We start from the raw sequence: 22,830 nt of genomic DNA on the forward strand, positions 1-22,830 counted from the left end.
CATGACCCACAACAAAAAGACCGGATCTTTCAAGCTCAAAGCCCTTTGCTTCGCGCTGCTCGGTAGCCTGGCTATTTGCAGTCAGATGACCGTGGCAGCGACGGCTGAAGACGCGGCGAAACTCTCGAAAAACCTGACGCCTTTCGGTGCCGAACGTGCCGGCAACGCTGACGGTTCGATTCCCGCCTGGGACGGTGGTTACACCAAGGTCGATCCCTCCTATAAGGAAGGCGGAAAACGCTACGATCCGTTTGCCGCGGACAAACCGCTGTTCAGCATCACCTCGAAAAATCTCGCGCAATACGCCGGCAAGCTCAGCGATGGCACCAAGGAAATGTTCAAGCGTTTCCCGGACACCTACCGCATCGATGTTTACCCGACCCGGCGCACGGCCGCCGCGCCGCAGTGGGTGTATGACAACACCCTGAAAAACGCTACTCGCGCCAAACTGGTCGACAGCAGCGCCGGTCCCGTGCCGCAAGGTGCGTTTGGCGGCATCCCGTTCCCGGTGCCAAGCAATGGCGCCGAAGCCATGTGGAACCACGTGCTGAACTGGCGCGGCACCTCGGTGGCGATGCATTTTCGCCACTACCTGATGACCGCCGATGGCAAACAGGTGATGACCACCGACGGCAAGGCCATTCAGGAAATGCCGTATTACTACCAGGATGGGTCGCCGGAGACGTTTGCCGGTGATTACTGGCTATTCCGTCTGCTCAACGTCGGGCCACCGTTGCGTGCCGGCGAGCAGATCATGGGCCGCACCAACATCAATGGCGACCTGTCCCAGGCGCATGTTTACCTGACCGGTCAACGCCGGGTGCGCAAGCTGCCGAATGCCTGCTGCGATACCCCGACACCCGCCACTGCCGGCGTGATGTCGTTCGACGAGTTGAGCGTTTTCCAGGGCCGCATGGACCGCTTCGACTGGAAACTGGTGGGCAAGCAGGAGATGTACATCCCCTACAACACCAACAAGGTGCAAACCGCCGCCAAACCTGAGGACCTGTTCCTCGCGCACCACATGAATCCGGATTACGTGCGTTGGGAATTGCACCGGGTCTGGGTCGTGGAGGCGGACTTGGCGCCGGGCAAACGCCACCAGTTGCCGAAGGGCCGCTACTACCTCGATGAAGACACCTGGCAAGCGATGCTGGGCGATCGCTGGGACGCCAACGGCCAACTGGCCAAGACCCTGTGGTCGTTGCCGGCAGTCATGCCGGACCTGCCGGCTCAAGCGCAATTGTCCTCGGGCTTTTATGACCTGACCTCCGGCGCCTGGTTTATCCAGAACGTCTACACCGGCCTGCCAGAGCAGTACGGCTTGGTCGATCGCTACAAGGCTTCGGAGTTTTCGCCTGCAGCGATGGCGGGTGCCGGGGTTCGTTGAGTCAGGCCGGATTGCGGCTTGCGGAGCGCGATCCGGTTTTTTACGGTTTTTCGAGGTCGGTAATGAACAGAATCTGTCAGGTGGTTGGTCGGCTGATGTGGCTTATGGCGATGCCTCTTGCGATGCCGTTGAGCCTGGCCCAAGCCGCAGCGGTGGGCGAAGTACTGAGCACCCCGGCGATGTTGGTGCCGCAAGCAACCTCCGCGGTGCTGCTGGATCTGGCCCGGGCGGGTTCACGCCTGGTGGCAGTAGGGGAGCGGGGCATCGTGCTGCTTTCCGATGACAACGGCGCAAGCTGGCGTCAGGTCGCCGTGCCGGTTTCGGTCAGCCTTACGGCGGTGCAGTTCGTCAACGCCAGCACGGGCTGGGCCGTGGGGCATGGCGGTGCAGTATTGGCCACTCACGACGGGGGCGAACACTGGATCGTGCAACTGGATGGCCTGCGAGCAGCGCAACTTGAGCTGGCGGCCGCCAGAGAGCAATTGCCTGCCGCCAACGACCAGGATGCAGCCGCCGCCCGTGTGCAAACAGCTGAACGCTATGTCGGGGAGGGCGCTGACAAGCCGTTTCTTGCCCTGCAGTTCGTGGATGACCAACACGGCGTGATTGTCGGGGCGTACGGCTTGGCCTTTCGCACCGATGATGGCGGTTCCACCTGGCAATCGATCATGGGGCAAATCGACAACCCGATGGGCGCGCACTTGTCGGCCATCGCTCAACAGGGAGAGCACTGGTTTTTGGCCGGCGAGCAGGGTTACCTCGCGCGCTCGGACGATGCCGGCCAGTCATTCACTCAACTGGAAAGCCCCTACGCGGGCAGCTTTTTCACCCTGCAATTGCGCAACGACGGCACCTTGTTGGTGGCCGGCCTGAAGGGCAATGCGTTTTCCTCCCGCGACCTGGGTGAGAGCTTCCAGCCTGCGCCCGTGTCGATGCCGGTGTCGTTCAGCGATGCGATCCGCACCGATGACGGTCAGTTGCTGCTGGTCAATCAAACCGGCGCCTTGTTTCGCACCAACAGCCAACCCGGCGCACTGCTCCAACCTTATGGCAAACCGCTCGGCAAGCCCGTTTCCAGTGTTGTTCAAGCCGCCGATGGCAGCCTGATACTGGCGGGTTTCACTGGGTTGACGCGCCTTTCGCCGTCAATCGTTACCGCTTCGGAGTGAGGTTATGAAGTCTTTCGACAACGCCAAGCAAAGCCTGGCGAATTTCGATCCACGCTCCGGTTCGGTGGTGGAACGCACGCTGTTCAATCACCGTCTGTGGGTGCTGCTGGTGTGTGTGCTGACAACCCTGGTATTGGGTTATCAAGCCACCCGCATTGAACTCAATGCCAGCTTCGAAAAAATGATCCCCACCCAACAGCCATACATTGCCAACTACCTTGAGCACCAGAAACAGCTCACCGGTCTGGGCAATGCCCTGCGCATTGTGGTGGCCAACCGGCAGGGCAGCATCTACGACGCCGAGTACCTGAAAACCCTGCAGGCCATGAGCGACCAACTCTACCTGCTGCCGGGTGTCGACCGGGCGTACATGAAGTCGTTATGGACACCCGCCACCCGTTGGGTCGCGGTGACCGAAGACGGCCTTGATGGCGGTCCGGTGATACCCGATGACTACAGCGGCACCGCCGCCAACCTCGATGCGCTGCGCCGCAATGTGCAACGCTCAAATGAACTCGGTCAGTTGGTGGCGTTCGATCAGACTTCCAGCATCATTTACGTGCCGTTATTGGCAAGCACCTCCGACGGCAAGGCGCTTGATTACGCGGTCCTGTCCGAACAGCTGGAGACGCTGCGCAGCACCCATCAAAGCGCAAAAATCGACATTCACATCACCGGCTTCGCGAAAAAAGTCGGAGACCTGATTGCCGGTCTGAAACAGATTCTGTTGTTCTTTGCCGTCGCGATCCTGATCACCACCGCGGTGCTGTTTTGGTACACCCGTTGCCTGCGCAGCACCGTGCTGGTGGTGTTGTGCTCGCTGGTCGCGGTGGTCTGGCAACTCGGTTTGCTGCCGTTGCTGGACTACCAACTGGACCCGTACTCCGTGCTGGTGCCGTTTCTGGTGTTTGCGATTGGCATGAGCCACGGCGCGCAGAAGATGAACGGCATCATGCAAGACATCGGTCGCGGCATGCATCGGGTCGTGGCTGCGCGCTTCACTTTTCGGCGTTTGTTCCTCGCCGGGCTGACGGCGCTGCTGTGTGATGCCGTGGGTTTTGCAGTGCTGATGTTGATCAAAATCCAGGTCATTCAAGACCTCGCGGTAATCGCCAGCATTGGCGTCGCGGTGCTGATCTTCACCAACCTGATCCTGCTGCCGGTGTTGCTCTCGTATGTCGGCGTTTCACCCCGTGCGGCACAACTGAGCCTGAAGAGCGAACAGGCCGAGCAATCCGGTCAGGCGCGCCATGGGTTCTGGCGCTTTCTGGACCTGTTCACCCATCGTCGTTGGGCCAGCCTGTGCATCGCCATCAGCCTTGCGTTGGCGGTTGTCGGTTTTCTGGTGGGCCTGCAATTGAAAATCGGCGACCTCGACGTCGGTGCGCCGGAGCTGCGTGCGGACTCGCGCTACAACCAGGATGATGCCTTTCTGACCCGTCACTACGGTGCCAGTAGTGACCTGTTTGCGGTGATGGTGAAAACGCCGGCCAGCAGTTGTGCGCGCTACGACATCCTCGCCAAGGTCGACGCCCTGGACTGGCAGTTGCGCGCTTTGCCGGGTGTGGATTCGACCAACTCACTGGCGTTGCTGAACCGTCGCATGCTGGTCGGGCTCAGTGAAGGCAACCCGAAGTGGTACGAGCTACAGAACAACCAGGCGATGCTCAACATGATCACCGCCAGTGCGCCGCGTGGGTTGTACAACGAAGACTGCAGCCTGTTGACCTTGTATGCCTACCTCACCGACCACAAGGCCGAGACGCTGACCCGCTTGGTCGACCACGTGGAAAAATTTGCCGCCGAGAACAACACCGACGAGGTGCAGTTCCTTCTGGCCGCCGGTAACGCCGGTATCGAAGCGGCGACCAATATCGTGGTCAAACAAGCCAACCGCGAGATGCTCGTCTGGGTCTACGGCGCGGTGATTGTGCTGTGCCTGATCACCTTCCGCTCCTGGCGCGCGACGCTGTGCGCGGTCATTCCGCTGATGCTGACGTCCATTCTCTGTGAAGCGTTGATGGTATGGCTGAACATGGGGGTGAAGGTCGCCACGCTGCCCGTCATCGCCTTGGGTGTCGGCATCGGTGTCGACTATGCGTTGTACGTGATGAGCATTCTGCTGGGACATTTGCGCCAGGGGGCGAGCCTGTCCGAAGCGTATTACCGCGCGCTGGTGTCCACCGGCAAGGTGGTGATGCTGACCGGGATTACCCTGGCCATCGGCGTGGCGACCTGGACGTTCTCACCCATCAAGTTCCAGGCCGACATGGGGGTGCTGCTGGCCTTCATGTTCATCTGGAACATGGTCGGTGCCTTGGTGTTGCTGCCGGCATTGGCGTACTTCCTGTTACCCGCACGCAGCGCTGCGGCTGGTGCGGTTGTAGCGGTGAATGGGATCAATGTGGCGGGTTCTGATCCGGCGGTTGTTGCGAACGTTCACTCACTGCGCATCAAGGATCACTGCCATGGTCGCTAATTCCTTCATAGACAACTCCACCAGACAAGCCGGGTTGCCGCAATCGTTGTTGCTGCTGCTGGGAAGCTGTTTGCCGGTGCTGGGCGCCGTATTGCTGGCCCCGGTATTGCCACGGATGCAGGCGCATTTTGCCGATGTCGCCGGCAGCGCCGTGCTGGTCCCCATCGTGTTGACCCTACCGGCATTGGTGATTGCGATGCTGGCGCCGTTCGCCGGGCTGATCGCCGATCGCCTGGGGCGCAAGCCATTGCTGCTCGCCAGTATGTTGCTGTACGTCCTCTGTGGCGTGCTGCCACTTTGGCTCGACTCGCTGCAGATGATCGTGCTCAGCCGCGCGGGCATCGGATTGGCCGAGGCGGGCATCATGACCTGCTGCACCACGCTGATGGGCGACTATTACAGCGGCGCCAAACGTGAACGTTTGTTCGCCTTGCAGATGGTCGCAACCTCGTTGTCCGCGGCGGTGTTTATCGCGCTGGGTGGCTTCCTCGGGCAAAACGACTGGCGCACGCCGTTCGCGCTGTACGCCGTGGGTTTGATTTTCTTGCCGCTGATGGCCTGGCAGTTGTGGGAACCGCAGGCTCGCCCACAGCCAGAGCAAGCCACGCAAGCGGTGCCCACAGGCAAGTTTCCATGGCGCGCGCTCACACCCATGTATGTGCTGGCGCTGTTGGCAGGTTTGAGCCTGTTTATCGTGCCGGTGCAGGCCGGTTACCTGCTCAATCTGCTGCAAGTGGACGCCCCGGAAAAAATCGGCCTGACCATGGGCGCCAATCAACTGGGGGTTCTGGTCGGCGCGCTGAGTTTTCGTTTGTTCAGCGGGATGCGCGGGCAGCACATGCTGCTGATCGCCTATGTGCTGGCGGGCATCGGCGGGTTGTTGATGGCTGATGCCTTGAGCCATGTGCAGGTCGTGGTCGCCGTACTGATCAACGGCCTGGGCATTGGCTTGATGCTGCCGACGCTGATCACCTGGATCATGGCGCAAGTCAATTTCCATCAGCGCGGGCGGGCGGCGGGGTGCTTTACCGCCGCCATCTTTGCCGGCGAATTTATCAGCCCCCTGGTCGTGCTGGGCATGACCCATGGCGCCACCAGGGCGCTACCGCAGGCGTTGGCCATTGTCGGTGGGCTGCAACTGTTAGTGGCGGTGTTGTGTCTGGCCGTGCCCCGGATCGCGGGACTGCTGGACGACGCGAACATTGTCGTCGGTGACACCACCATCGGCGACGGCAACTGAACGAGGATTTTCCATGCAAGCGCTTCCTGAATTCAAACGAGTGGTCACCGGTCACGATCAACAGGGTCAGGCCATCGTCGCCAGCAACGGACCGACGCCGAACGTGTTCCCGCTGCTGGCCGTGCCGGGCACGGTGTTTCATGAACTGTGGACCAGCAGCACCAGCCCGGCGTTGCTCGACAACGCCAGTGATCCGAGCAGCAAACCCCTGCAACTCAGCCCCGGGCCCCAAGGCAGCGTCATTCGGGTGGTGGACATTCCTCCGGACAGCGTTCAGAACCAGGTCAGCGATGAAAACGCCGCAGCGGTATTTGCTGAAATTGGCCAGGTCCACGCGGGCACCGGGCAGGGCAGCACCCGGCATAAATTGATGCACCGCACCGAAACCCTCGACTACGGCATCGTCACCGAGGGTGAAGTGTGGCTGGTGCTGGATGAGGAAGAAGTGCACCTCAAACGTGGTGACGTGGTGGTGCAACGCGGCACCAACCACGCCTGGAGCAACCGCACCGAAGCGATGGCACGCATGGTCTTCATCCTCCTCGACGGGCGCTTCGCTGACGAGTTGAACCGTGAACAAGGAGCCTGTGCATGAAACTCGCCACCCTGAAAAACGGCAGTCGCGATGGCAGGCTCGTGGTGGTTTCGCGGGATCTCGCGTGGGCAGTGGATGCCGGTTCCGTCGCGTCCACTTTGCAACAGGCGATAGAGAACTGGAGTAGCGTGGAGCCGCGTTTGCAGGCACTTGCCGGAAAACTGAACGCTGGCGAAGCGGCGGATGCCTTTGCCTTCGATTCCGCTCAGGCCATGGCGCCATTGCCGCGGGCTTACCAGTGGTGCGACGGCTCGGCATTCCTCAGCCATGGTGCGCTGATGCAGAAAGCGTTCAACCTCGACCCTATCGACGGCGTCGATCACACGCCGCTGATGTACCAGGGGGCCGGCGACGATTTCATGGGGGGGCGCGACGATATCGCGCTGCCAAGCGAAAGCCAGGGCATCGACTTCGAAGGCGAGTTTGTGGTGTTGGTGGATGACGTGCCCATGGGGTGCGCCGCCGAACAGGCGCTGCAACACATCAAGCTGATTCTGCAAATCAACGACGTCAGTTTGCGCGCCCTGGCCCCTCGGGAAATGCACACAGGCTTTGGATTTTTGCAGGCCAAACCCTCATCCAGCTTCGCCCCCGTGGCCATCACGCCGGACGAACTCGGTGATGCCTGGCGTGACGGGCGCGTGCATCTGCCCTTGCAGGTGCACTGGAATGGCCAATGGTTTGGTCATCCGCACGGCGGGCAGATGAATTTCAGTTTTGGCCAGTTGATCGCCCATGCCGCCCTGACTCGCCGGTTGGGCGCCGGCACGCTGATTGGCTCCGGCACGGTTTCCAATGCCGAACGTAGTGTGGGCTCCGCCTGCATCGCCGAGCGTCGAGCGATTGAAATGATCGAACAGGGTGCCGCGCAAACCGGCTTCATGCGCTTTGGTGATCGCGTGCACATGGATGTTCAGGGGAGCGACGGTCAGTCGTTGTTCGGTGCAATCGATCAACGTGTGGTTCAGGCTCAGGGCTGAGGAGCGGCACATGCGAGTATTGATTACCGGTGCCAACGGTTTTGTGGGGCGTGAATTGGTGCGTTGCCTGCTGGCGCGGGGCAGCTTGCGCGGTCGCGTCATCGACTCATTGTTGGTGCTGGATACCGACCTGCAAGGCGTGCCGGAAGACCCGCGGTTGCGCCGTCATTACGGCAGCATTACCGATGTGGCCTTGATGCGCCGGGTGTTGGCCGACGGCATCGATGTGGTGTTCCACCTGGTCAGCATCCCGGGTGGCGCCGCAGAAGAGCAGTATGAACTGGGTTATCAGGTCAACCTGTTGGCCAGCCTCGAGTTGCTTAACCAACTGCGCAATAAAGCGCTGCCACCGGTGCTGGTGTATGCCAGCAGCGTGGCGGTGTACGGCGCCCATTTGCCGGCCAAAATGAACGAGCAGGCTGAGCTGCGTCCGCAATTGTCTTATGGCACGCACAAAGCCATGGTCGAGAGCGCCATTATCGACCTCGGCCGGCGTGCGGAAGTGGACGGCCGCGTACTGCGCCTGCCGGGCATCGTTGCCCGTCCGCGTGAACCGAATGGCTTGCGCTCGGCATTCATGAGCGATTTGTTGCGCGCATTTGCCGAGGGCGATGCCTATCGTTGTCCTGTCTCTGCGCAAGCAACGGCATGGTGGATGTCGGCGCGTTGCTGTGTGAACAACCTGATTCATGCTGCCGAACTCGATAGCAACGAATGTGCGTCGCAACGGGTATGGCAGTTGCCGGTGCTGCATCTGTCCATTGCCCAGGTGGTGGACGCGTTGGCGGCGAGTTATGGGCAGGAACGTCGCAGCCTGATCAGCCATGACCCCGATACCCACCTGGAAGCGTTGTTCGGGCGCATGCCACCCCTGAAAACCCCGCAGGCGCGTGCCGCCGGTTTCAGCCATGACGGCAATGCTGCCACGCTGATTCGCAACGCCCTGAATCCCGCCACCCCACGCCACTTGTCGCTCACTGGAGACACGATTCATGTCGCAGCCAATCAAGCCTAAACGTCGTCTTGTCGATCTCTCGGTCACCCTCGACAACAACCCCTACACGGACCCACCTCCGTTGTTGCCAAAAATTGACTACATGGATCACCAGCAAGGCTGGCCCGAGATGGCGGCGATGTTCCCGGGGTTGCAACTCGATCAGATGCCCGGCAACGAATCCTGGGCGGCCGAGCGGCTGCACATCACCACTCACAGTGGAACGCACATGGATGCGCCGTGGCATTACGCCTCGACCACCAATGGCGGTGAGCCTGCGTTTGGCATCGACGAATTGCCGCTGGAGTGGTGCCTGCAACCGGGCGTGAAACTGGATTTCCGGCACATGGCGGACGGGCACGTGGTGACCGCCGATGAGATTGAAGCCGAACTGACGCGAATTGGCCATGCGTTGCAGCCGCTGGACATCGTACTGATCAACACCCGGGCCGGTGCGATATTTGGTCAACCGGGTTACCTCGATGCCGGCGTCGGAATTGGCCGTGAGGCCACCCTGTATCTGCTGGAGCGCGGTGTGCGTGTCGTCGGCACCGATGCCTGGAGTTGGGACGCTCCGTTCAAGTACACCCGCGAGCGTTTTGCCGCTGACGGTGATGCCTCGATTATTTGGGAGGGCCACAAAGCCGGGCGCGATATCGGTTATGGGCAAATGGAAAAGCTCGCCAACCTTGAAGCCCTGCCGGCCAGCGGGTTCGTGGTGTCGTGTTTCCCCTACAAGATCAAGCATGCGTCGGCGGGGTTTGTTCGCGCGGTGGCGATATTCGAAGAATAAGCACCGCACCGGGCTCGTAGCAGAATCCATGGTCTTCGATTGAACAGAATAAGAGAGAAAACATGCCTCTTTTGCGCATGCCCCTGACGTTACTGTTGGGTGCACTGACACTCAGTAGCAGCCTGGCCATGGCGGCCAGTGCTGATGTGAAGCAACCCAATATTTTGCTGATTCTGGCCGACGACCTGGGGTACTCCGACCTGGGTAGTTTTGGTGGAGAAATCAATACCCCCACGCTGGATGAACTCGCCCATCAAGGCTTGCAGCTCACCAGCATGTACGCGGCACCGACCTGTTCGATCACGCGCTCCATGCTGATGTCCGGCACCGACAACCACCTCGCCGGGCTTGGCACCATGGCGGAAGCCTTGCAGCCGTTTCAACGGGGTAAGCCGGGGTATGAGGGTTACCTGAATCAACGTTCCTACTCGATTGCCGAGTTGCTGAAGGAGGGCGGTTACAACACCCTCATGGTCGGTAAATGGCACCTGGGGCTGGAAGCGGATCAGGGGCCGGATCAACGCGGGTTCGAGCAGTCTTTTACCCTGCTGGAGGGCGGGGCTGCGCACTTCAAACCCTCGAGTATCGACCCGACAAAAATCGAACAGGTGCACTATCGCGAAAACGGCAAAGCGGTGGAGTTGCCGGAGAACTTCTACTCTACCGACTTCTACACCGACAAGCTGATCAGCTACCTGCAGAACAGCCAAAAGGACGGCAAGCCGTTTTTTGCCTACGCCGCTTTCACCTCGCCGCACTGGCCCTTGCAGGCACCCAAGGAATACCTCGATAAGTACAAAGGGCGGTTTGATCAGGGGTATGACAGCGTACGTCTGGCGCGTATCGAACGGATGAAAAGTCTTGGCCTTATGGCGAACGACGCCCAGCCTGCGAACCCGCTCCCGGTGAATCCGAAACTGCCAGGCTGGCAGCAACTGAGCCCGCAACAGCAACGTACTGAAGCGCGGAAGATGGAAATCTACGCGGCCATGGTCGATAACCTCGACCATAACATTGGCCGAGTGGTGGATTACCTGCGCCAGAGCGGCCAGTACGACAACACGTTGATTGTATTTATGTCGGACAACGGCGCGGCAGCAGAGAACCACGCCCAGTTCTATCCGCCAGGCCCGCGCACCGATAACAGTTACGCCAACCTCGGTCAGGCAGGGTCGCAAATCGACTACGGCCTGCGTTGGGCAGAGGTCAGCGCCGCACCGTTTCATTTGTTCAAAGGCACCACGGCCGAAGGCGGCATTAGCGTACCGGCAATCATCCAACTGCCCAAGACACTGCGTCGTCAGGGTGTGGAGCGCGGTATAGCGCGGGTTGATGACCTGGCGCCCACCTTCCTCGATGTGGCGGGTGTCGAGGCGCCAACCGAAGTGAGCAAACACCCGATCACAGGTCAATCACTGCGGCCAATGCTCGCTGGAGAGGGCAGCCCACACCGTCATGACAGCCTGGCCGGCGAACTGTTCGGCAATGCTTATTACCGGGAGGGAAACCTGAAACTGTTGGGCATCCGCCCGCAAACAGGGTTTGGCGGCGACGCGCAGCCTCCGCAATGGCAATTATTCGATGTGGCGCAGGATCGCGGCGAAACCACAGACCTGGCCGCCGCCCGACCAGAGACGGTGCAGCGGCTCAAGGACGCATGGTTGAAATATGCGAGGGAGGTCGGTGTGGTGTTTCCAACGAAATAATCAGCCTCCGCTTTAAATAGGCGTTCCGCTGGAATTACAGCAGCTGATAGAGGGTTCAAGTAAACCATCTGGTTTGCTTCTGAAGTGACAGCCATTCCAAGGAAAAATCGACAAATGCACGGGTGCGCAGAGGGACATGGCGGTGGCCTGGATAGACGATGTCCAGTACGAAACCGGGCATGATCCAGTCCGGGCAGAGTGGCTGTAATGTGTTGGCGTTCAGATCTTCATCCACCAGGTACAAGGGCAGTCGCGCCGCTCCGATGCCCAGCAGCGCCGCGCTGCGTACCGCCGAGTAACCGCCAAATCGGGAGCGTGCCGTGATGCTGACCTCGCACGAGTGTGCGCTGTTGGCGAATGACCATTGGTGAGCGTCGACTAAATGGTTATTCGTTACGCAAGGCACGCTGGCGAGTTCTGAGGGGTGGCCGATCCGACCATGGCGTGCAATGAAGTCCGTACTGGCGACAACAACTTGCTGCAACAGGCCTGCCCGGCGAGCCACCAGGTAACCATCGTGCTGTTGAACTGAGCGGAAACCGACGTCGAAACCATCAGCCAGAAGGTCCCTGGGTTGCAGGGTGAAATCCACGTCGAACTCAATTGCCGGGTGAACTTTTTGAAAGGCTTGAACCAGTGCAGGCATGACTCGATCAGCGAATGAGTTGGGCGCAGTGACACGCAAGCGTCCACTGACTTCAACGCGGGTAGCGCCGACGATTCGTTCGGCATTGGTCAGGACTTCGCGTAACTGCTGTGCATATTCCAGATAGTGGTTGCCCGCTTCGGTCAGCGTCAGGCGTCGAGTCGTTCGGAGCATGAGCTGAACGCCGAGCGCTTTCTCCAGTGCCATGACTTGCGCGCTGGCGTGGGCCTTCGAGCACCCCAGGCTATCGGCGGCCAGAGTGAAACTTCCGCAGCTCGCGACCGTTGCGAAAATGAGTGCCTGGTTGGGGCGTAGCAGGATTGTCTTCACGGTGAGACAGTCATTCCATGTAGCTCCATTTATCGTCTGAATTAGCCGGCTTACTCTAACAGTCGCTTTCCCTATGCCCCGTTTGTGTTTTGTCACAAGGGGTTAGGCTGCTGGTAAGTCCATCACTTCTGACATAAATGTTGATTCCTTCGAGGCATCTTTAATGAGTTTTCCAGCTCTCTCCATACTCCCGTGCGCGCTGTGTGCATTTGTGCTGATGCTCAGTGCGCCCGACGTAACGCAGGCCAAGACTGCGTTGAAAGACGCGGAGCCGCTGACCAGGGTATTGGTGGTGTTTCATACTGATAAAGGCGGCACCCTGAAAATGGCGCAGGCGATTGCCAAAGGCATCGAAAGCGTTCCTCGTGCTCAAGCGGTGTTACGCCGAGTGCCCGGATCCAGCGAGGTCGCGACATCCATTCCGGTCGTCAAGGTTGAAGAGATCAGCCAGTACGACGGAATTGCACTGGGTTCGCCTGTGCATTTTGCTGGCAGTACACCGCAGATGCGCAGTTTCATCGACTCCACGCTCGATCTTTGGTCGCGTCGGGCGTTGGAAGGCCTGCCGGCAACGGTATTTATGTCCGCTGGCAGCGGTGCAGGGCGGGAGGCGGCAGTTCAGTCGCTGTGGGGGGCTCTGGCCTCCCATGGGATGATTATTGTGACAACGGGCATTATGGGGAATGCCGAAGTCGACAAACGTATCCCTCAAGGCGTCAATCCTTTCGGTGCCGTAGCGCTGACTGGAATGCCAGGCGCATCACGTCCTTCGCCAGGTGAATTGCATGTGGCTGAGCTTCAAGGGCAGGCTTTGGCGCGTGCCGCTCGAGCAATGCAGCAGTTTGGGAATAGATCGCCCGTCGATCAAGCAAGCAGTTCCGGTAATGCCCCGGGGGCAAAAGTCAGCCCGATTGATCAGCGCATTGCCGCGCTGGGGCTGGATCTGAAGCTGCCGGCTCCGGCGGGCAGTTATCTTCCTTTCAAGCGTGTTGGCAATCTGGTGTTTATCAATCAGGTAGCCTTGCGTGATGGCAAGGTCCTGCATCCCGGTACCGTTGGCGCGAGGGTGTCCGAACCGCAGGCTCGTGAGGCAACCCGTTTAGCGATGATCAACGTATTAGCGGCGTTGCAGCAAGCGGCGGAGGGTGATCTCAGTCGGATCAAACAGGTGGTGCAACTGACCGGTTTCTTCCAGACAGACGCCCATTTCACCAGGCATGCGGACCTGATGAACGAAGCTTCCGCGCTGGCAATCGATGTATTCGGCGATGAAGTTGGGCGTCATACCCGTGGAACCGTGGGGGCGATCTCTTTGCCGCTGGATTCGGCGGTAGAGATTCAGGCAGTGTTCGAAATGCATCCCGAAGAATTCGGGTGAACCCGATGAGCTACCGCAAAGCTATACCCTCAACCCGACACCAACCCACATTGTTCTCAATTCGCAAACACTGAAGTCGCCGAGAATGGAATTGTTGGCGTAGTGGCTGGCTTGTAGCCTCCATTACGCCGAACACCACGATCCGCCAACGGTCGGGTGGAGCTCAAGCCAGGGCTCATCAAGACGTCATACCTTGCTTTCGGCCACATGCCCCTTCGGGGGATTGGCGCCTAATAAAAATAAGGAAGGCAGGTATGAGTATTCGTGCATGGGTTTGCGCAGCAACCCTGTTCGCTCCCGTTCTGGGGGCCGACGTTTTGTTTCCCTCTGTGGTCCTGGCGGCAGACGATCCCATGGGTTCGCTGGTGCGTAATGTCTTCGGCGACAGCCTTGAGCGTGAACACGGGATCAAGGTCTACGGCTGGGCTCAGGCCGGTGTGATCTACAACAATAACGGCACGGATGACGTCAGCAAGCAGAGCTTCTTCAACACCGACGAAGGCGTGAACCTCAACCAGTTCGCCCTCGCCGTGGAGAAGAAACCCAAGAGCAATGTGATCGGCCGTGTGGGTCCGTTTCCGGGTCCGATGCCGCAAGAGGCTGACTGGGGTTTCAACGTCACCACGGTGTACGGCAAAGATGCACGCTACTTCAAGACCTACGGCTGGGACGAAGACCTGAGCGCCAACCGCAGCAACAAGCCGGAAGATCCGGCGCTTACCTTCGCCCAGGCCTACGTCAATTTTTACTTCCCTGTACTCGGCGGTTCGGAGCTGATGGTCGGGATTTTCCACACGCCGCTGGAAAATGAAATCGGCTTCGCTTTGCCGTCACCCGCACCGACTGACTTCTACTCGCACACCTATTCCTTCATGCACGGCCCGGCCAAACATGCCGGGGCGCTGTACTCGTTCAAACTGCCGTCCGCGCCCGGCGAAAGCATGCTCGGCTTCGAACTGGGCGTGGTGCAGGGCTGGAACAACCTGCAGGACCCCAACCACGACCCGGATGTGATTGCCAACGTGCGCTGGCGCTCGGCGGACTTCAGCACCTGGATCGATTGGGAAAACATCTATGGCAACGGCGCTGGCGACAGTTTTGCCGAGTGCAGTTGCGGTTCGCCATTGCCCGCCGGGACCAAGGATGACGACTACAAACGCCTGGCGTCTTACCTGACCCTGTCGCAGGTGCTCGATCCGAACAATCGCGTAGCGTTGGAGTTGAACTACGGCAAGCAGGAGCAGGGCGCTTTCGCCGGGTTTGCCAACAAGAACGATGCCACCTGGTACGGCACGGACATCAACTGGTATCACAAACTCAGTGAAAACCTGATGTGGAACAGCCGCGCCGAGTGGTTCTACACCGACGCGCCGGTCCACGTGATGATGGCCAACATCGACCCGAACACCGGTATCCCGGACCCGACCTGGGGCAGTTTCTACGGCGTGACCACCAACGTGGCCTGGACGCCGACACCCAACGTGCGCCTGCGTCCGGAACTGCGCTACGACATTCATTCCGGTCCCGGTCGCGATGCCTACGCCGATGGGCAAAAAGACTCGCAGGTCGTGGCGTCCTTCGACGTCAGCTTCTTCTTTTAAACCGGCTTCTTCCGTTTACCCCTGATCCTGCGTGATGGCCCGGCCACACGTGGCGACCCCGTTCGTCCAGGCTTTTGGAGTACTGACATGACAGACAACAACGATAACAACCTGTTTGGCCGCAACTTCTCCCGCCGTGATTTCCTGCGCAGCACCGGCCTTGCTGCCGGTGGCGTGGCACTGGCGAGCATGCCGTTCACCTTTGCCATCGGCAGTGAGCGGGTGATCAAGCTCGGCTATGTCAGCCCGCAGACCGGGCCGTTGGCGCCGTTTGCGGCGGCCGACAACTACATCATCGAATCGCTCAAGCAAGTGCTGAAAAACACGATCAATGTCGGCGGCAAGGCCTATCGCCTGGAAGTCATCGTCAAGGACAGCCAATCCAATCCCAACCGCGCGGCGGAAGTGGCGAGCGAGCTGATTCTGTCGGATCAAGTCGACCTGATGCTGGTGTCGTCGACCCCGGAAACCACCAACCCGGTGTCCGACCAGTGCGAAATCAACGAGATTCCGTGCATTTCTACCGTCGCCCCGTGGCAGCCGTGGTTCTTCACCCGCGGCGGCAAGCCGGATCAAGGCTTTGAGTGGACTTACCACTTCTTCTGGGGCCTGGAAGATGTGATCGGCGCCTACAGCTCGATGTGGGGCGCGATGCCGTCGAACAAAGTGGTCGGTGGGCTCTTTCCCAATGATGGCGACGGCAATGCCTGGGGCGACCAGAAGCTCGGTTTCCCACCGGTCCTGGCGCAGAAGGGATTCCAGTTGGTCGACCCCGGTCGCTTTCAAAGCCTGACCGACGATTTCTCCGCGCAGATCGCTGCGTTCAAAAAGGCCGATGTCGAGATCGTCACCGGCGTGGTGATCCCACCGGACCTGAGCACGTTCTGGACCCAGGCTCGCCAACAGGGCTTCAAGCCCAAAGCGGTGTCGGTGGGCAAGGCGCTGCTGTTTCCCACCGCCGTCGAGGCGCTGGGCAAGGCCGGCAATAACCTGTCGACCGAAATCTGGTGGAGCCCGACACACCCGTTCAGCTCTTCATTGACCGGCGCCAGTGCCGGGCAACTGGCCCAGGGTTTCACCCAGGCCACCGGCAAACAATGGACGCAACCGCTGGGCTTCGTGCATGCCTTGTTCGAACTGGCGGTGGACATCCTCAAGCGCACCGAAGAAGTCGGTGATGCACACGCGGTTCGCGATGCCTTGCTCAAGACCAACCTCAACACGGTGGTCGGGCCGATCAACTGGAACGGCGGGCCGGTGAAGAACGTCGCCAAGACCCCGCTGGTCAGCGGTCAGTGGCGCCTGGGCAAGGACAACAAATACGACCTGATCGTGACCAGCAATGCCACCGCGCCAGCGATTCCGTTGGGCGGTGAGATGCAGGCCATTACGTATTGATCGCGCAACAGGACACGGGTGCACCATGCAACAACCACTTCTGCAAATGACTGATGTGCACAAAAGCTACGGCTCGGTGAAGGTCACGGATGCCATCGACCTGACCCTGCAACCGGGTGAAGCACTGGGCATCATCGGCCCCAACGGCGCGGGTAAAAGCACGCTGTTCAACCTGATCGCCGGTGGCGTGGCGGCGGACAAAGGCACGATTCATTTCGAGGGCCGCAATGTCACCCGTGAGCCGGTGTTCAAGCGCTGCCAGCAAGGTATCGGCCGCTCCCACCAGATACCGCACCCGTTCGTGAAAATGACCGTGTTCGAGAACCTGCTGGTGGGCGCGACCTTTGGTGCGCGGCTGCGGGACAAGGAGGCCAGCCAATGGTGTGCGCAGACGCTGGAACTCACCGGCCTGATGCACAAGGCCAACGTGCTGGCCGGTTCGCTGACCTTGCTCGACCGTAAACGCCTGGAAATGGCCCGGGCCTTGTCGACTCGACCGCGCTTGTTGTTGCTCGACGAAATCGCCGGTGGCCTGACGGAGCCGGAGTGCCTGGCGCTGGTGGAAACCATTCAGGGCATCCACAAGTCCGGTGTCGCGATTATCTGGATCGAACACATCGTGCACGCGTTGCTGGCGGTGGTCAGTCGCCTGACGGTGATCAACTTCGGCGCCAAACTCGCCGAAGGCGAGCCGCGCAGTGTCATGGCCGACCCTCGGGTCCAGGACATCTACATGGGCATCGGGAGCTGATCATGCTGACCATCGAAAAACTCTGCGCCGGCTACGGCGATTTTCAAGCGCTGTTCGACATCAGCCTGACCCTTGAGGCCGGTGAAACCGTGGCGATCATCGGCTCCAACGGCGCGGGCAAATCGACGTTCCTGCGTTCGCTGGCCGGGCTGATCAAGAACCAGCCCGGCGCCATTACGTTCAAGGGCCAGGCCATTGGCGACATGGCTGCCAATCAGGTGCTGGAGCGCGGCATCGCGTTGGTGCCGGAGGGCCGCAAGTTGTTTCCGTCACTGAGCGTCGAAGAAAACCTGCTGATCGGCGCCTACAGCAAACGCCCGGGACCGTGGACGCTGAAGCGCATCTATCAGCTGTTCCCGGTGCTGGAAAAACTGCGCAAGCGACCCGGCACGGCACTGTCCGGCGGCCAGCAGCAGATGGTTGCGATTGGCCGTGGCCTGATGGCCAACCCGCACCTGCTGTTGTGCGATGAAATCAGCCTGGGCCTGGCGCCGACGACGATCAAGGACATCTACGCCGCATTGCCCTCGATCAAGGCCGACGGCACCACGGTGATTCTCGTCGAGCAGGACATCAATCAGGCACTGAGTGTGTGCGACCGCTTCTATTGCTTCCAGGAAGGGCGCGTGTCCCTGACCGGGTGCCCTGGGGACGCGGACAAAGCGCAAATCAAAGCCGCGTATTTCGGGATCTAGTGATGGAATGGCTCAATACTTTGCTTCAAGGCGTGTTACTCGGTGGCCTGTACGCGATGTTCGCGGTGGGGCTGTCGCTGATGTTCGGCATCATGCGCCTGGTCAACATCGCCCACGGCGACTTCATCGTGCTGGCGTCGTACCTGGCGCTGATGGTGGTCAATCATCTGGGGTTCAGTCCGCTGGCCAGTTTGCTGATCGTGGTGCCGCTGATGTTCTGTTTCGGCTACCTGCTGCAACGGCTGCTGCTCAACCGCACGCTCGGCACGGACATCCTGCCGCCATTGCTGGTGACATTCGGCCTGTCGATCATCGTGCAAAACGTGCTGCTGGAATTTTTCAGTGCCGATAGCCAGAAGCTGTCCCAGGGCGATCTTGAGGTCGCCAGTGTCGGCATCGGCAGCCTGAGCGTCGGCGTGATGCCGCTGATCGTGTTTGGCAGCGCGTTGCTGATCATCGGCGGCCTGCAACTGCTGTTCTACAAAACTTCGCTGGGCCGGGCGTTTCGCGCCACTTCCGATGACCAGCACACCGCCCGGTTGATGGGCGTCAACAACGCACACATCTTCGGCCTGGCCATGGCGCTGGCGATGGCGGTGGTGTCGATTGCCGGCGTGTTCCTGGCGATCCGCACCAGTTTCGACCCCACCGTGGGACCTGCACGCCTGCTGTACGGTTTCGAAGCGGTGATCATCGGTGGCTTGGGCAGCCTGTGGGGCACGCTGGCGGGCGGGGTGATCCTGGGCGTTGCGCAAACACTGGGCGCCAAAATCGATCCCGGTTGGCAAATCCTCGCCGGGCATCTTGTGTTTCTGCTGATCCTGGTCGTGCGTCCGCGTGGCCTGTTTCCCCGGAGTGTCGACTGATGAATGCCTTGAACAATCCCGCGCCGGTTTACCGCGTACAACGCACCACCACCAGCAGCACCGTTGGCCTGGCCTTGCTCGGGCTCTGTGTGCTGGTGTTGTTCAGCGCGCCATGGTGGGCGGATCGCGCCAGCCTGCGGCTGGTGGTGGAATTCGCCTACTACCTGGCCCTGGCGCAAATGTGGAATTTGCTGGCGGGGTACGCCGGCATGGTGTCGGTGGGGCAGCAGGCGTTTGTCGGTCTCGGCGGGTATCTGTTGTTTATGCTGGCCACCCGGTTTGGCATTCCGCCGTTGTTCGCAGTCCTGCTCTCGGGCGTGCTGGTTGCACTGTTGGCGATTCCCACGGCGCTGATCGTCTTTCGCCTGCGTGGCGCCTATTTCGCCATCGGCACGTGGGTGGTCGCGGAGGTTTTCCGTTTAGGCCTGGCGCAGATGAGCAGCCTGGGCGGCGGATCGGGACAGAGTTTGCCGGCGGCGATCGTACGGCAAATCGGCAATGACCGTGACGGGCGCGAAACGTTGATTTACTTCACTGCCCTGGCGATTGCCATTGCCGCCGTGGCGGTGGTGTTCTTTTTGCTGCGCTCGCGGCAGGGGCTGGCCCTGGCGTCGATTCGTGATTCGGAACCGGCCTCTGGCAGCCTCGGTGTCGATACGTTCCGCACCAAACTGATGGTCTATGTACTGGCCGCCGGGTGGACGGGTGTGGTCGGGGCGTTGATCTTCCTGCAGAAGCTGCGGATTTCCCCGGACGCGGCGTTCAACCTGCAGGACTGGACCGCCGTGGTGATCTTCATCGTGATCATCGGTGGCATCGGCACACTGGAAGGCCCGTTGATCGGCACGCTGATCTACTTCGTGTTACGCGGCTGCCTGGCGCAGTACGGCGCCGTGTACATGATCATCCTCGGCGTGGTCGCGGTGGTGATGATGCTCAAGGCCCCGCAAGGGGTGTGGGGACTGATCAGCGAGCGCCTGGGCTGGCAGGTTTTCCCGATGCAGCGACGCTTGTCGATTCAGCCCCGGCCATGATCCACAGCATGGATCTGGAGTGCGAGGTGCCGACAGGCTAACCTCGCTGTTCCTATAAGAACAAAAACATCCAGAGAGCCTGCCCCATGGATCGTTTACTCAGTGTCGAAGCCTTTGTGCGGGTGGCCGAAACCGGCAACTTCGCCAAGGCTGCCCAGCAACTGGGCGTGACCCGCTCGGTGATCACCCACCGTATCCAGCAACTGGAACAGTTCATCAACGCGCCGCTGTTCCATCGCAGCACCCGGCATGTGCGGCTCTCCGACGTGGGCGAGACGTACTACAAGGAATGCGCCGACATGGTCGCGGGTTTCAACTCGCTGACCGAGCACATGCGTGAATTGCGGGCCAAACCCACGGGCAAACTTCGGGTGCAGATGCTGCCGGGGTTTGCCATTGGTCACTTCGGCCGGATGTTGGCCGAGTTCACCCGGCTGTACCCGGACATCGAAGTCGATGTGATCGTCAATGACCGCGTGGTGGACCCCATCGAAGAAGGCTTCGACGTGGCGTTCCAGATGTTCCCGCCGATGGCCGAGACGCTGATCGAGCGCAAGCTGTTCAGCGTGCGTCGCTTGTTCTGTATGTCACCCGACTACGCCAGCGAGTTCGGCGTGCCGACCCATCCCCAGGAATTGCTGCAACACAAAATTGCGTTGTACGAGGGCTATCCGTCGCGCAACCGCTGGATTTTCAGCCGCGAAGACGAGCAAGTAGAGCTGAGCTTGCCGGGGCAAGTACGTTCGAACTCGGTGCATTTGTTGCGCGATTACGCGCAAACCGGGGTGTGCATTGTCTGCCTGCCGACGCTGGTGGCCAGCGATGATTTGCTCAGTGGCCGGTTGATTCCGGTACTGCCGGAGTACGCCTTGTCCTCCTTCAATTTCTCGGCGGTGTATCCCGCGACCCAGCGCCGGGCCTTGAAAGTACGCACGTTGATCGACTTTCTGGTGGAGAACTTCGGCGATGAGCCATGCTGGGACAAGCCCTTGCTGGAGCGTGGCTGGGTGCGCTGAGCCAATACCCCAACCTGTGGCAGTGACCCCAATGTTTGCGTTTCGCGAACACTGTTGTCGCCGGTCCTCTAATTGTCCCAAGACCAGCTGCGACGTACTGTTGGCTCACTGTTACTACAACAACAAAACGGTGAAAACCATGAGTAGCGCGGCAATCGAAACAGTCTTCGGCTCGCTGGACAACTACAGCAAAGGCTCGGTTGAAATCATCAGCGGCCAGGCCAGCCACTACGCCTTTTCGAACATTTTCGAAGTGGCGGAAAAATCCCTTCCTTATGAAAAAGTCGTCGTCGGCCTGAACCTCGGCTACGTGATTGAAACCCTGCGCGCCGAAGGCCAGTCGCCTTGGTTCACCGCAGCGCACGACGAGTTCGCCATCGTCATGGACGGCGAAGTGCGGGTGGATTTCCTCAAGCTCGATGCGCCGCTCAAGACCGGCGAGGGCACGCAACTGGCCGGTGAGCTGCCGGCGGGCAAGCCAATGGGTTACGTGTTGCTCAAGCGCGGTCATCAATGCCTGTTGCCGGTGGGCACCGCGTATCGCTTCGAGGCCAGCCGCCCCGGTGTGATTCTGCAGCAGACCATCAAAGGCCCGTTGTCGGTCGAGAAGTGGGCAGACATCTGCTTCAAGTGATCTGCCGAACCCGACCGCCCATCCCACAACAACAAGAGGAAACCCGCCATGGCCATGCTTGAAACCGCTGCCGATACCGCCCTGTTTGCCGACGATGACGTCCAGGCCAGCGCGCCCCATGCCGTTACCGGCTACCGCTCATTCAAACTCGGCGCCTTCGAGCTGTCCCGCGACGAGTATTTCGCCCGCATCACCTGGCCCGCCAAAGGCCAGACCCGCTCGCACCTGATTCCGGTCGACGCGTTCCTGCGCGCCATGATGCGCGACGTGGCCTGGGGCTTTTTCTACGGCTGGGTCAACTTCGACCAGGTTATCGGCACCCGCAATTACTACGGCAAAGTCGACCTCTACGCCGGTACGTTCAACGGCACGCTGAAGGCGGCAGGCGTCAACTACACCGAAAACTTCGAAACGCCGCTGATCATGGCCACCTTCAAGGCCATCCTGCGCGACTGGACCAACGTCACGTTCGACCCGTTCGCTGCACCGGAAGAAACCGGCAGCGCGTTCGGCCGCAAGAACGGCGACAACATCGAAGCCATCGAACGCTTCCGCATCGCCACTAAACGCATGCCGGGCCTGCCGGACGATTCGCCGCTGCGCAACGATCTGCCGGTCAATCGCCAGTTCATCGACGTGCCGCAGGACGAGCCGGAAATTCACGCCGCCGAAGGTTTCGAAGGCGAACTGCATGCCTTCAACCTGCACAAGTACCTGTCGCGTTCCGACGTGACCTGGAACCCGTCGGTGACTTCGGTGTGCAAGGCCAGCCTGTTCTGCCCGACCACCGAAGAATTCATCCTGCCGGTGTTCCATGGCAATGATCGGGTCGAGTGGTTCCTGCAAATGTCCGACGAAATCATCTGGGACGTCGGCGACAAGGACGACGGCAATCCCCGCGCCCGGATCACCATGCGTGCGGGAGACATCTGCGCCATGCCCGCCGACATTCGCCATCAGGGCTACTCGACCAAACGCTCGATGCTGCTGGTCTGGGAAAACGCCACGCCGAACCTGCCGCAACGCTACGAAAGTGGCGAGCTCAAGCCGTACCCGATCGAGTTCTAAGACCCCGTGTCTTGCCCGGCATCACGTCGGGCCATGCTTCCAGCCCTTCAGTCAGACACTGCGCGAC

Annotated in this window: 20 protein-coding genes; 19 read left to right on the plus strand and 1 reads right to left on the minus strand. The window is 60.3% G+C overall.

Annotated features, from left to right (window positions below; all coding sequences use genetic code 11):
* Position 1: 1 nt before the first annotated feature.
* From AC07N8_RS09820 to AC07N8_RS09860, 9 genes are all read left to right on the plus strand, one after another.
* Complete coding sequence (locus AC07N8_RS09820; RefSeq protein ID WP_493143286.1) at positions 2-1,390, plus strand: DUF1329 domain-containing protein; 1,389 nt, start codon at positions 2-4, stop codon at positions 1,388-1,390.
* A gap of 62 nt (positions 1,391-1,452) precedes the next feature.
* Positions 1,453-2,559 (plus strand): WD40/YVTN/BNR-like repeat-containing protein, encoded by a 1,107-nt coding sequence (locus tag AC07N8_RS09825; protein ID WP_493143288.1) that lies wholly within the window; start codon positions 1,453-1,455, stop codon positions 2,557-2,559.
* Positions 2,560-2,563: 4 nt separating this feature from the next.
* A complete protein-coding gene (locus tag AC07N8_RS09830; protein WP_493143289.1) occupies positions 2,564-5,038 on the plus strand; it encodes an efflux RND transporter permease subunit in 2,475 nt (824 codons plus the stop codon).
* Complete coding sequence (locus AC07N8_RS09835) at positions 5,028-6,278, plus strand: MFS transporter (protein WP_483840077.1); 1,251 nt, start codon at positions 5,028-5,030, stop codon at positions 6,276-6,278. Before AC07N8_RS09830 ends, AC07N8_RS09835 begins: the two co-directional genes overlap by 11 nt.
* A gap of 13 nt (positions 6,279-6,291) precedes the next feature.
* Complete coding sequence (locus AC07N8_RS09840) at positions 6,292-6,873, plus strand: cupin domain-containing protein (RefSeq protein WP_483840076.1); 582 nt, start codon at positions 6,292-6,294, stop codon at positions 6,871-6,873.
* Positions 6,870-7,853, plus strand: a complete 984-nt coding sequence (locus AC07N8_RS09845) for a fumarylacetoacetate hydrolase family protein (protein WP_493143292.1) — start codon at positions 6,870-6,872, stop codon at positions 7,851-7,853. The genes AC07N8_RS09840 and AC07N8_RS09845 overlap by 4 nt, the downstream gene beginning before the upstream one ends.
* A 10-nt stretch (positions 7,854-7,863) precedes the next feature.
* Entirely contained in the window at positions 7,864-8,868 is a 1,005-nt protein-coding gene (locus tag AC07N8_RS09850) for an NAD-dependent epimerase/dehydratase family protein (protein ID WP_493143294.1), read from the plus strand.
* On the plus strand, positions 8,846-9,640 hold the full coding sequence (locus AC07N8_RS09855; RefSeq protein WP_483840073.1) for a cyclase family protein: 795 nt from the start codon (positions 8,846-8,848) through the stop codon (positions 9,638-9,640). The genes AC07N8_RS09850 and AC07N8_RS09855 overlap by 23 nt, the downstream gene beginning before the upstream one ends.
* A 62-nt stretch (positions 9,641-9,702) precedes the next feature.
* Complete coding sequence (locus tag AC07N8_RS09860; protein ID WP_493143295.1) at positions 9,703-11,346, plus strand: arylsulfatase; 1,644 nt, start codon at positions 9,703-9,705, stop codon at positions 11,344-11,346.
* Positions 11,347-11,401: 55 nt separating this feature from the next.
* On the opposite strand, the gene AC07N8_RS09865 is transcribed toward AC07N8_RS09860, so the two are convergent.
* Positions 11,402-12,322, minus strand: coding sequence for a LysR family transcriptional regulator (locus AC07N8_RS09865; protein ID WP_483840071.1), 921 nt, complete (start codon positions 12,320-12,322; stop codon positions 11,402-11,404).
* Positions 12,323-12,485: 163 nt separating this feature from the next.
* Between AC07N8_RS09865 and AC07N8_RS09870 the strand changes: the two genes are divergently transcribed.
* From AC07N8_RS09870 to AC07N8_RS09915, 10 genes are all read left to right on the plus strand, one after another.
* Entirely contained in the window at positions 12,486-13,700 is a 1,215-nt protein-coding gene (locus AC07N8_RS09870; protein ID WP_493143296.1) for an Atu1372/SO_1960 family protein, read from the plus strand.
* Between the two features lie 254 nt (positions 13,701-13,954).
* Positions 13,955-15,301: an outer membrane beta-barrel protein gene (locus AC07N8_RS09875; protein WP_483840069.1), complete on the plus strand. Its 1,347-nt coding sequence runs from the start codon at positions 13,955-13,957 to the stop codon at positions 15,299-15,301.
* 87 nt (positions 15,302-15,388) lie between these two features.
* Positions 15,389-16,699: an ABC transporter substrate-binding protein gene (locus AC07N8_RS09880; protein WP_483840068.1), complete on the plus strand. Its 1,311-nt coding sequence runs from the start codon at positions 15,389-15,391 to the stop codon at positions 16,697-16,699.
* Between the two features lie 25 nt (positions 16,700-16,724).
* Entirely contained in the window at positions 16,725-17,450 is a 726-nt protein-coding gene (locus tag AC07N8_RS09885; protein WP_493143297.1) for an ABC transporter ATP-binding protein, read from the plus strand.
* A gap of 2 nt (positions 17,451-17,452) precedes the next feature.
* The gene (locus AC07N8_RS09890; protein ID WP_483840066.1) at positions 17,453-18,145 is read left to right on the plus strand and encodes an ABC transporter ATP-binding protein; all 693 of its coding nucleotides are present in this window, start codon (positions 17,453-17,455) and stop codon (positions 18,143-18,145) included.
* Positions 18,146-18,147: 2 nt separating this feature from the next.
* The gene (locus AC07N8_RS09895; protein ID WP_493143299.1) at positions 18,148-19,011 is read left to right on the plus strand and encodes a branched-chain amino acid ABC transporter permease; all 864 of its coding nucleotides are present in this window, start codon (positions 18,148-18,150) and stop codon (positions 19,009-19,011) included.
* The gene (locus tag AC07N8_RS09900; RefSeq protein ID WP_483840064.1) at positions 19,011-20,045 is read left to right on the plus strand and encodes a branched-chain amino acid ABC transporter permease; all 1,035 of its coding nucleotides are present in this window, start codon (positions 19,011-19,013) and stop codon (positions 20,043-20,045) included. Before AC07N8_RS09895 ends, AC07N8_RS09900 begins: the two co-directional genes overlap by 1 nt.
* Before the next feature lie 86 nt (positions 20,046-20,131).
* Positions 20,132-21,061 carry a LysR family transcriptional regulator gene (locus AC07N8_RS09905; RefSeq protein ID WP_483840063.1) on the plus strand — a complete coding sequence of 310 codons (930 nt, stop codon included), beginning with the start codon at positions 20,132-20,134 and terminating at the stop codon, positions 21,059-21,061.
* Between the two features lie 139 nt (positions 21,062-21,200).
* Positions 21,201-21,695 (plus strand): cupin domain-containing protein, encoded by a 495-nt coding sequence (locus tag AC07N8_RS09910; protein ID WP_483840062.1) that lies wholly within the window; start codon positions 21,201-21,203, stop codon positions 21,693-21,695.
* Positions 21,696-21,743: 48 nt separating this feature from the next.
* Positions 21,744-22,763, plus strand: a complete 1,020-nt coding sequence (locus AC07N8_RS09915; RefSeq protein WP_483840061.1) for a hydroxyquinol 1,2-dioxygenase — start codon at positions 21,744-21,746, stop codon at positions 22,761-22,763.
* Positions 22,764-22,830 lie beyond the last annotated feature (67 nt).

It is taken from the genome of Pseudomonas sp. GW821-FHT10C09 (assembly GCF_059415465.1).

Bases quoted from the DNA above. Each gene is read 5' to 3' on its own strand.
- AC07N8_RS09820 (WP_493143286.1), top strand. From the start codon at position 2: ATGACCCACAACAAAAAGACCGGATCTTTCAAGCTCAAAGCCCTTTGC.
- AC07N8_RS09825 (WP_493143288.1), top strand. From the start codon at position 1,453: ATGAACAGAATCTGTCAGGTGGTTGGTCGGCTGATGTGGCTTATGGCG.
- AC07N8_RS09830 (WP_493143289.1), top strand. From the start codon at position 2,564: ATGAAGTCTTTCGACAACGCCAAGCAAAGCCTGGCGAATTTCGATCCA.
- AC07N8_RS09835 (WP_483840077.1), top strand. From the start codon at position 5,028: ATGGTCGCTAATTCCTTCATAGACAACTCCACCAGACAAGCCGGGTTG.
- AC07N8_RS09840 (WP_483840076.1), top strand. From the start codon at position 6,292: ATGCAAGCGCTTCCTGAATTCAAACGAGTGGTCACCGGTCACGATCAA.
- AC07N8_RS09845 (WP_493143292.1), top strand. From the start codon at position 6,870: ATGAAACTCGCCACCCTGAAAAACGGCAGTCGCGATGGCAGGCTCGTG.
- AC07N8_RS09850 (WP_493143294.1), top strand. From the start codon at position 7,864: ATGCGAGTATTGATTACCGGTGCCAACGGTTTTGTGGGGCGTGAATTG.
- AC07N8_RS09855 (WP_483840073.1), top strand. From the start codon at position 8,846: ATGTCGCAGCCAATCAAGCCTAAACGTCGTCTTGTCGATCTCTCGGTC.
- AC07N8_RS09860 (WP_493143295.1), top strand. From the start codon at position 9,703: ATGCCTCTTTTGCGCATGCCCCTGACGTTACTGTTGGGTGCACTGACA.
- AC07N8_RS09870 (WP_493143296.1), top strand. From the start codon at position 12,486: ATGAGTTTTCCAGCTCTCTCCATACTCCCGTGCGCGCTGTGTGCATTT.
- AC07N8_RS09875 (WP_483840069.1), top strand. From the start codon at position 13,955: ATGAGTATTCGTGCATGGGTTTGCGCAGCAACCCTGTTCGCTCCCGTT.
- AC07N8_RS09880 (WP_483840068.1), top strand. From the start codon at position 15,389: ATGACAGACAACAACGATAACAACCTGTTTGGCCGCAACTTCTCCCGC.
- AC07N8_RS09885 (WP_493143297.1), top strand. From the start codon at position 16,725: ATGCAACAACCACTTCTGCAAATGACTGATGTGCACAAAAGCTACGGC.
- AC07N8_RS09890 (WP_483840066.1), top strand. From the start codon at position 17,453: ATGCTGACCATCGAAAAACTCTGCGCCGGCTACGGCGATTTTCAAGCG.
- AC07N8_RS09895 (WP_493143299.1), top strand. From the start codon at position 18,148: ATGGAATGGCTCAATACTTTGCTTCAAGGCGTGTTACTCGGTGGCCTG.
- AC07N8_RS09900 (WP_483840064.1), top strand. From the start codon at position 19,011: ATGAATGCCTTGAACAATCCCGCGCCGGTTTACCGCGTACAACGCACC.
- AC07N8_RS09905 (WP_483840063.1), top strand. From the start codon at position 20,132: ATGGATCGTTTACTCAGTGTCGAAGCCTTTGTGCGGGTGGCCGAAACC.
- AC07N8_RS09910 (WP_483840062.1), top strand. From the start codon at position 21,201: ATGAGTAGCGCGGCAATCGAAACAGTCTTCGGCTCGCTGGACAACTAC.
- AC07N8_RS09915 (WP_483840061.1), top strand. From the start codon at position 21,744: ATGGCCATGCTTGAAACCGCTGCCGATACCGCCCTGTTTGCCGACGAT.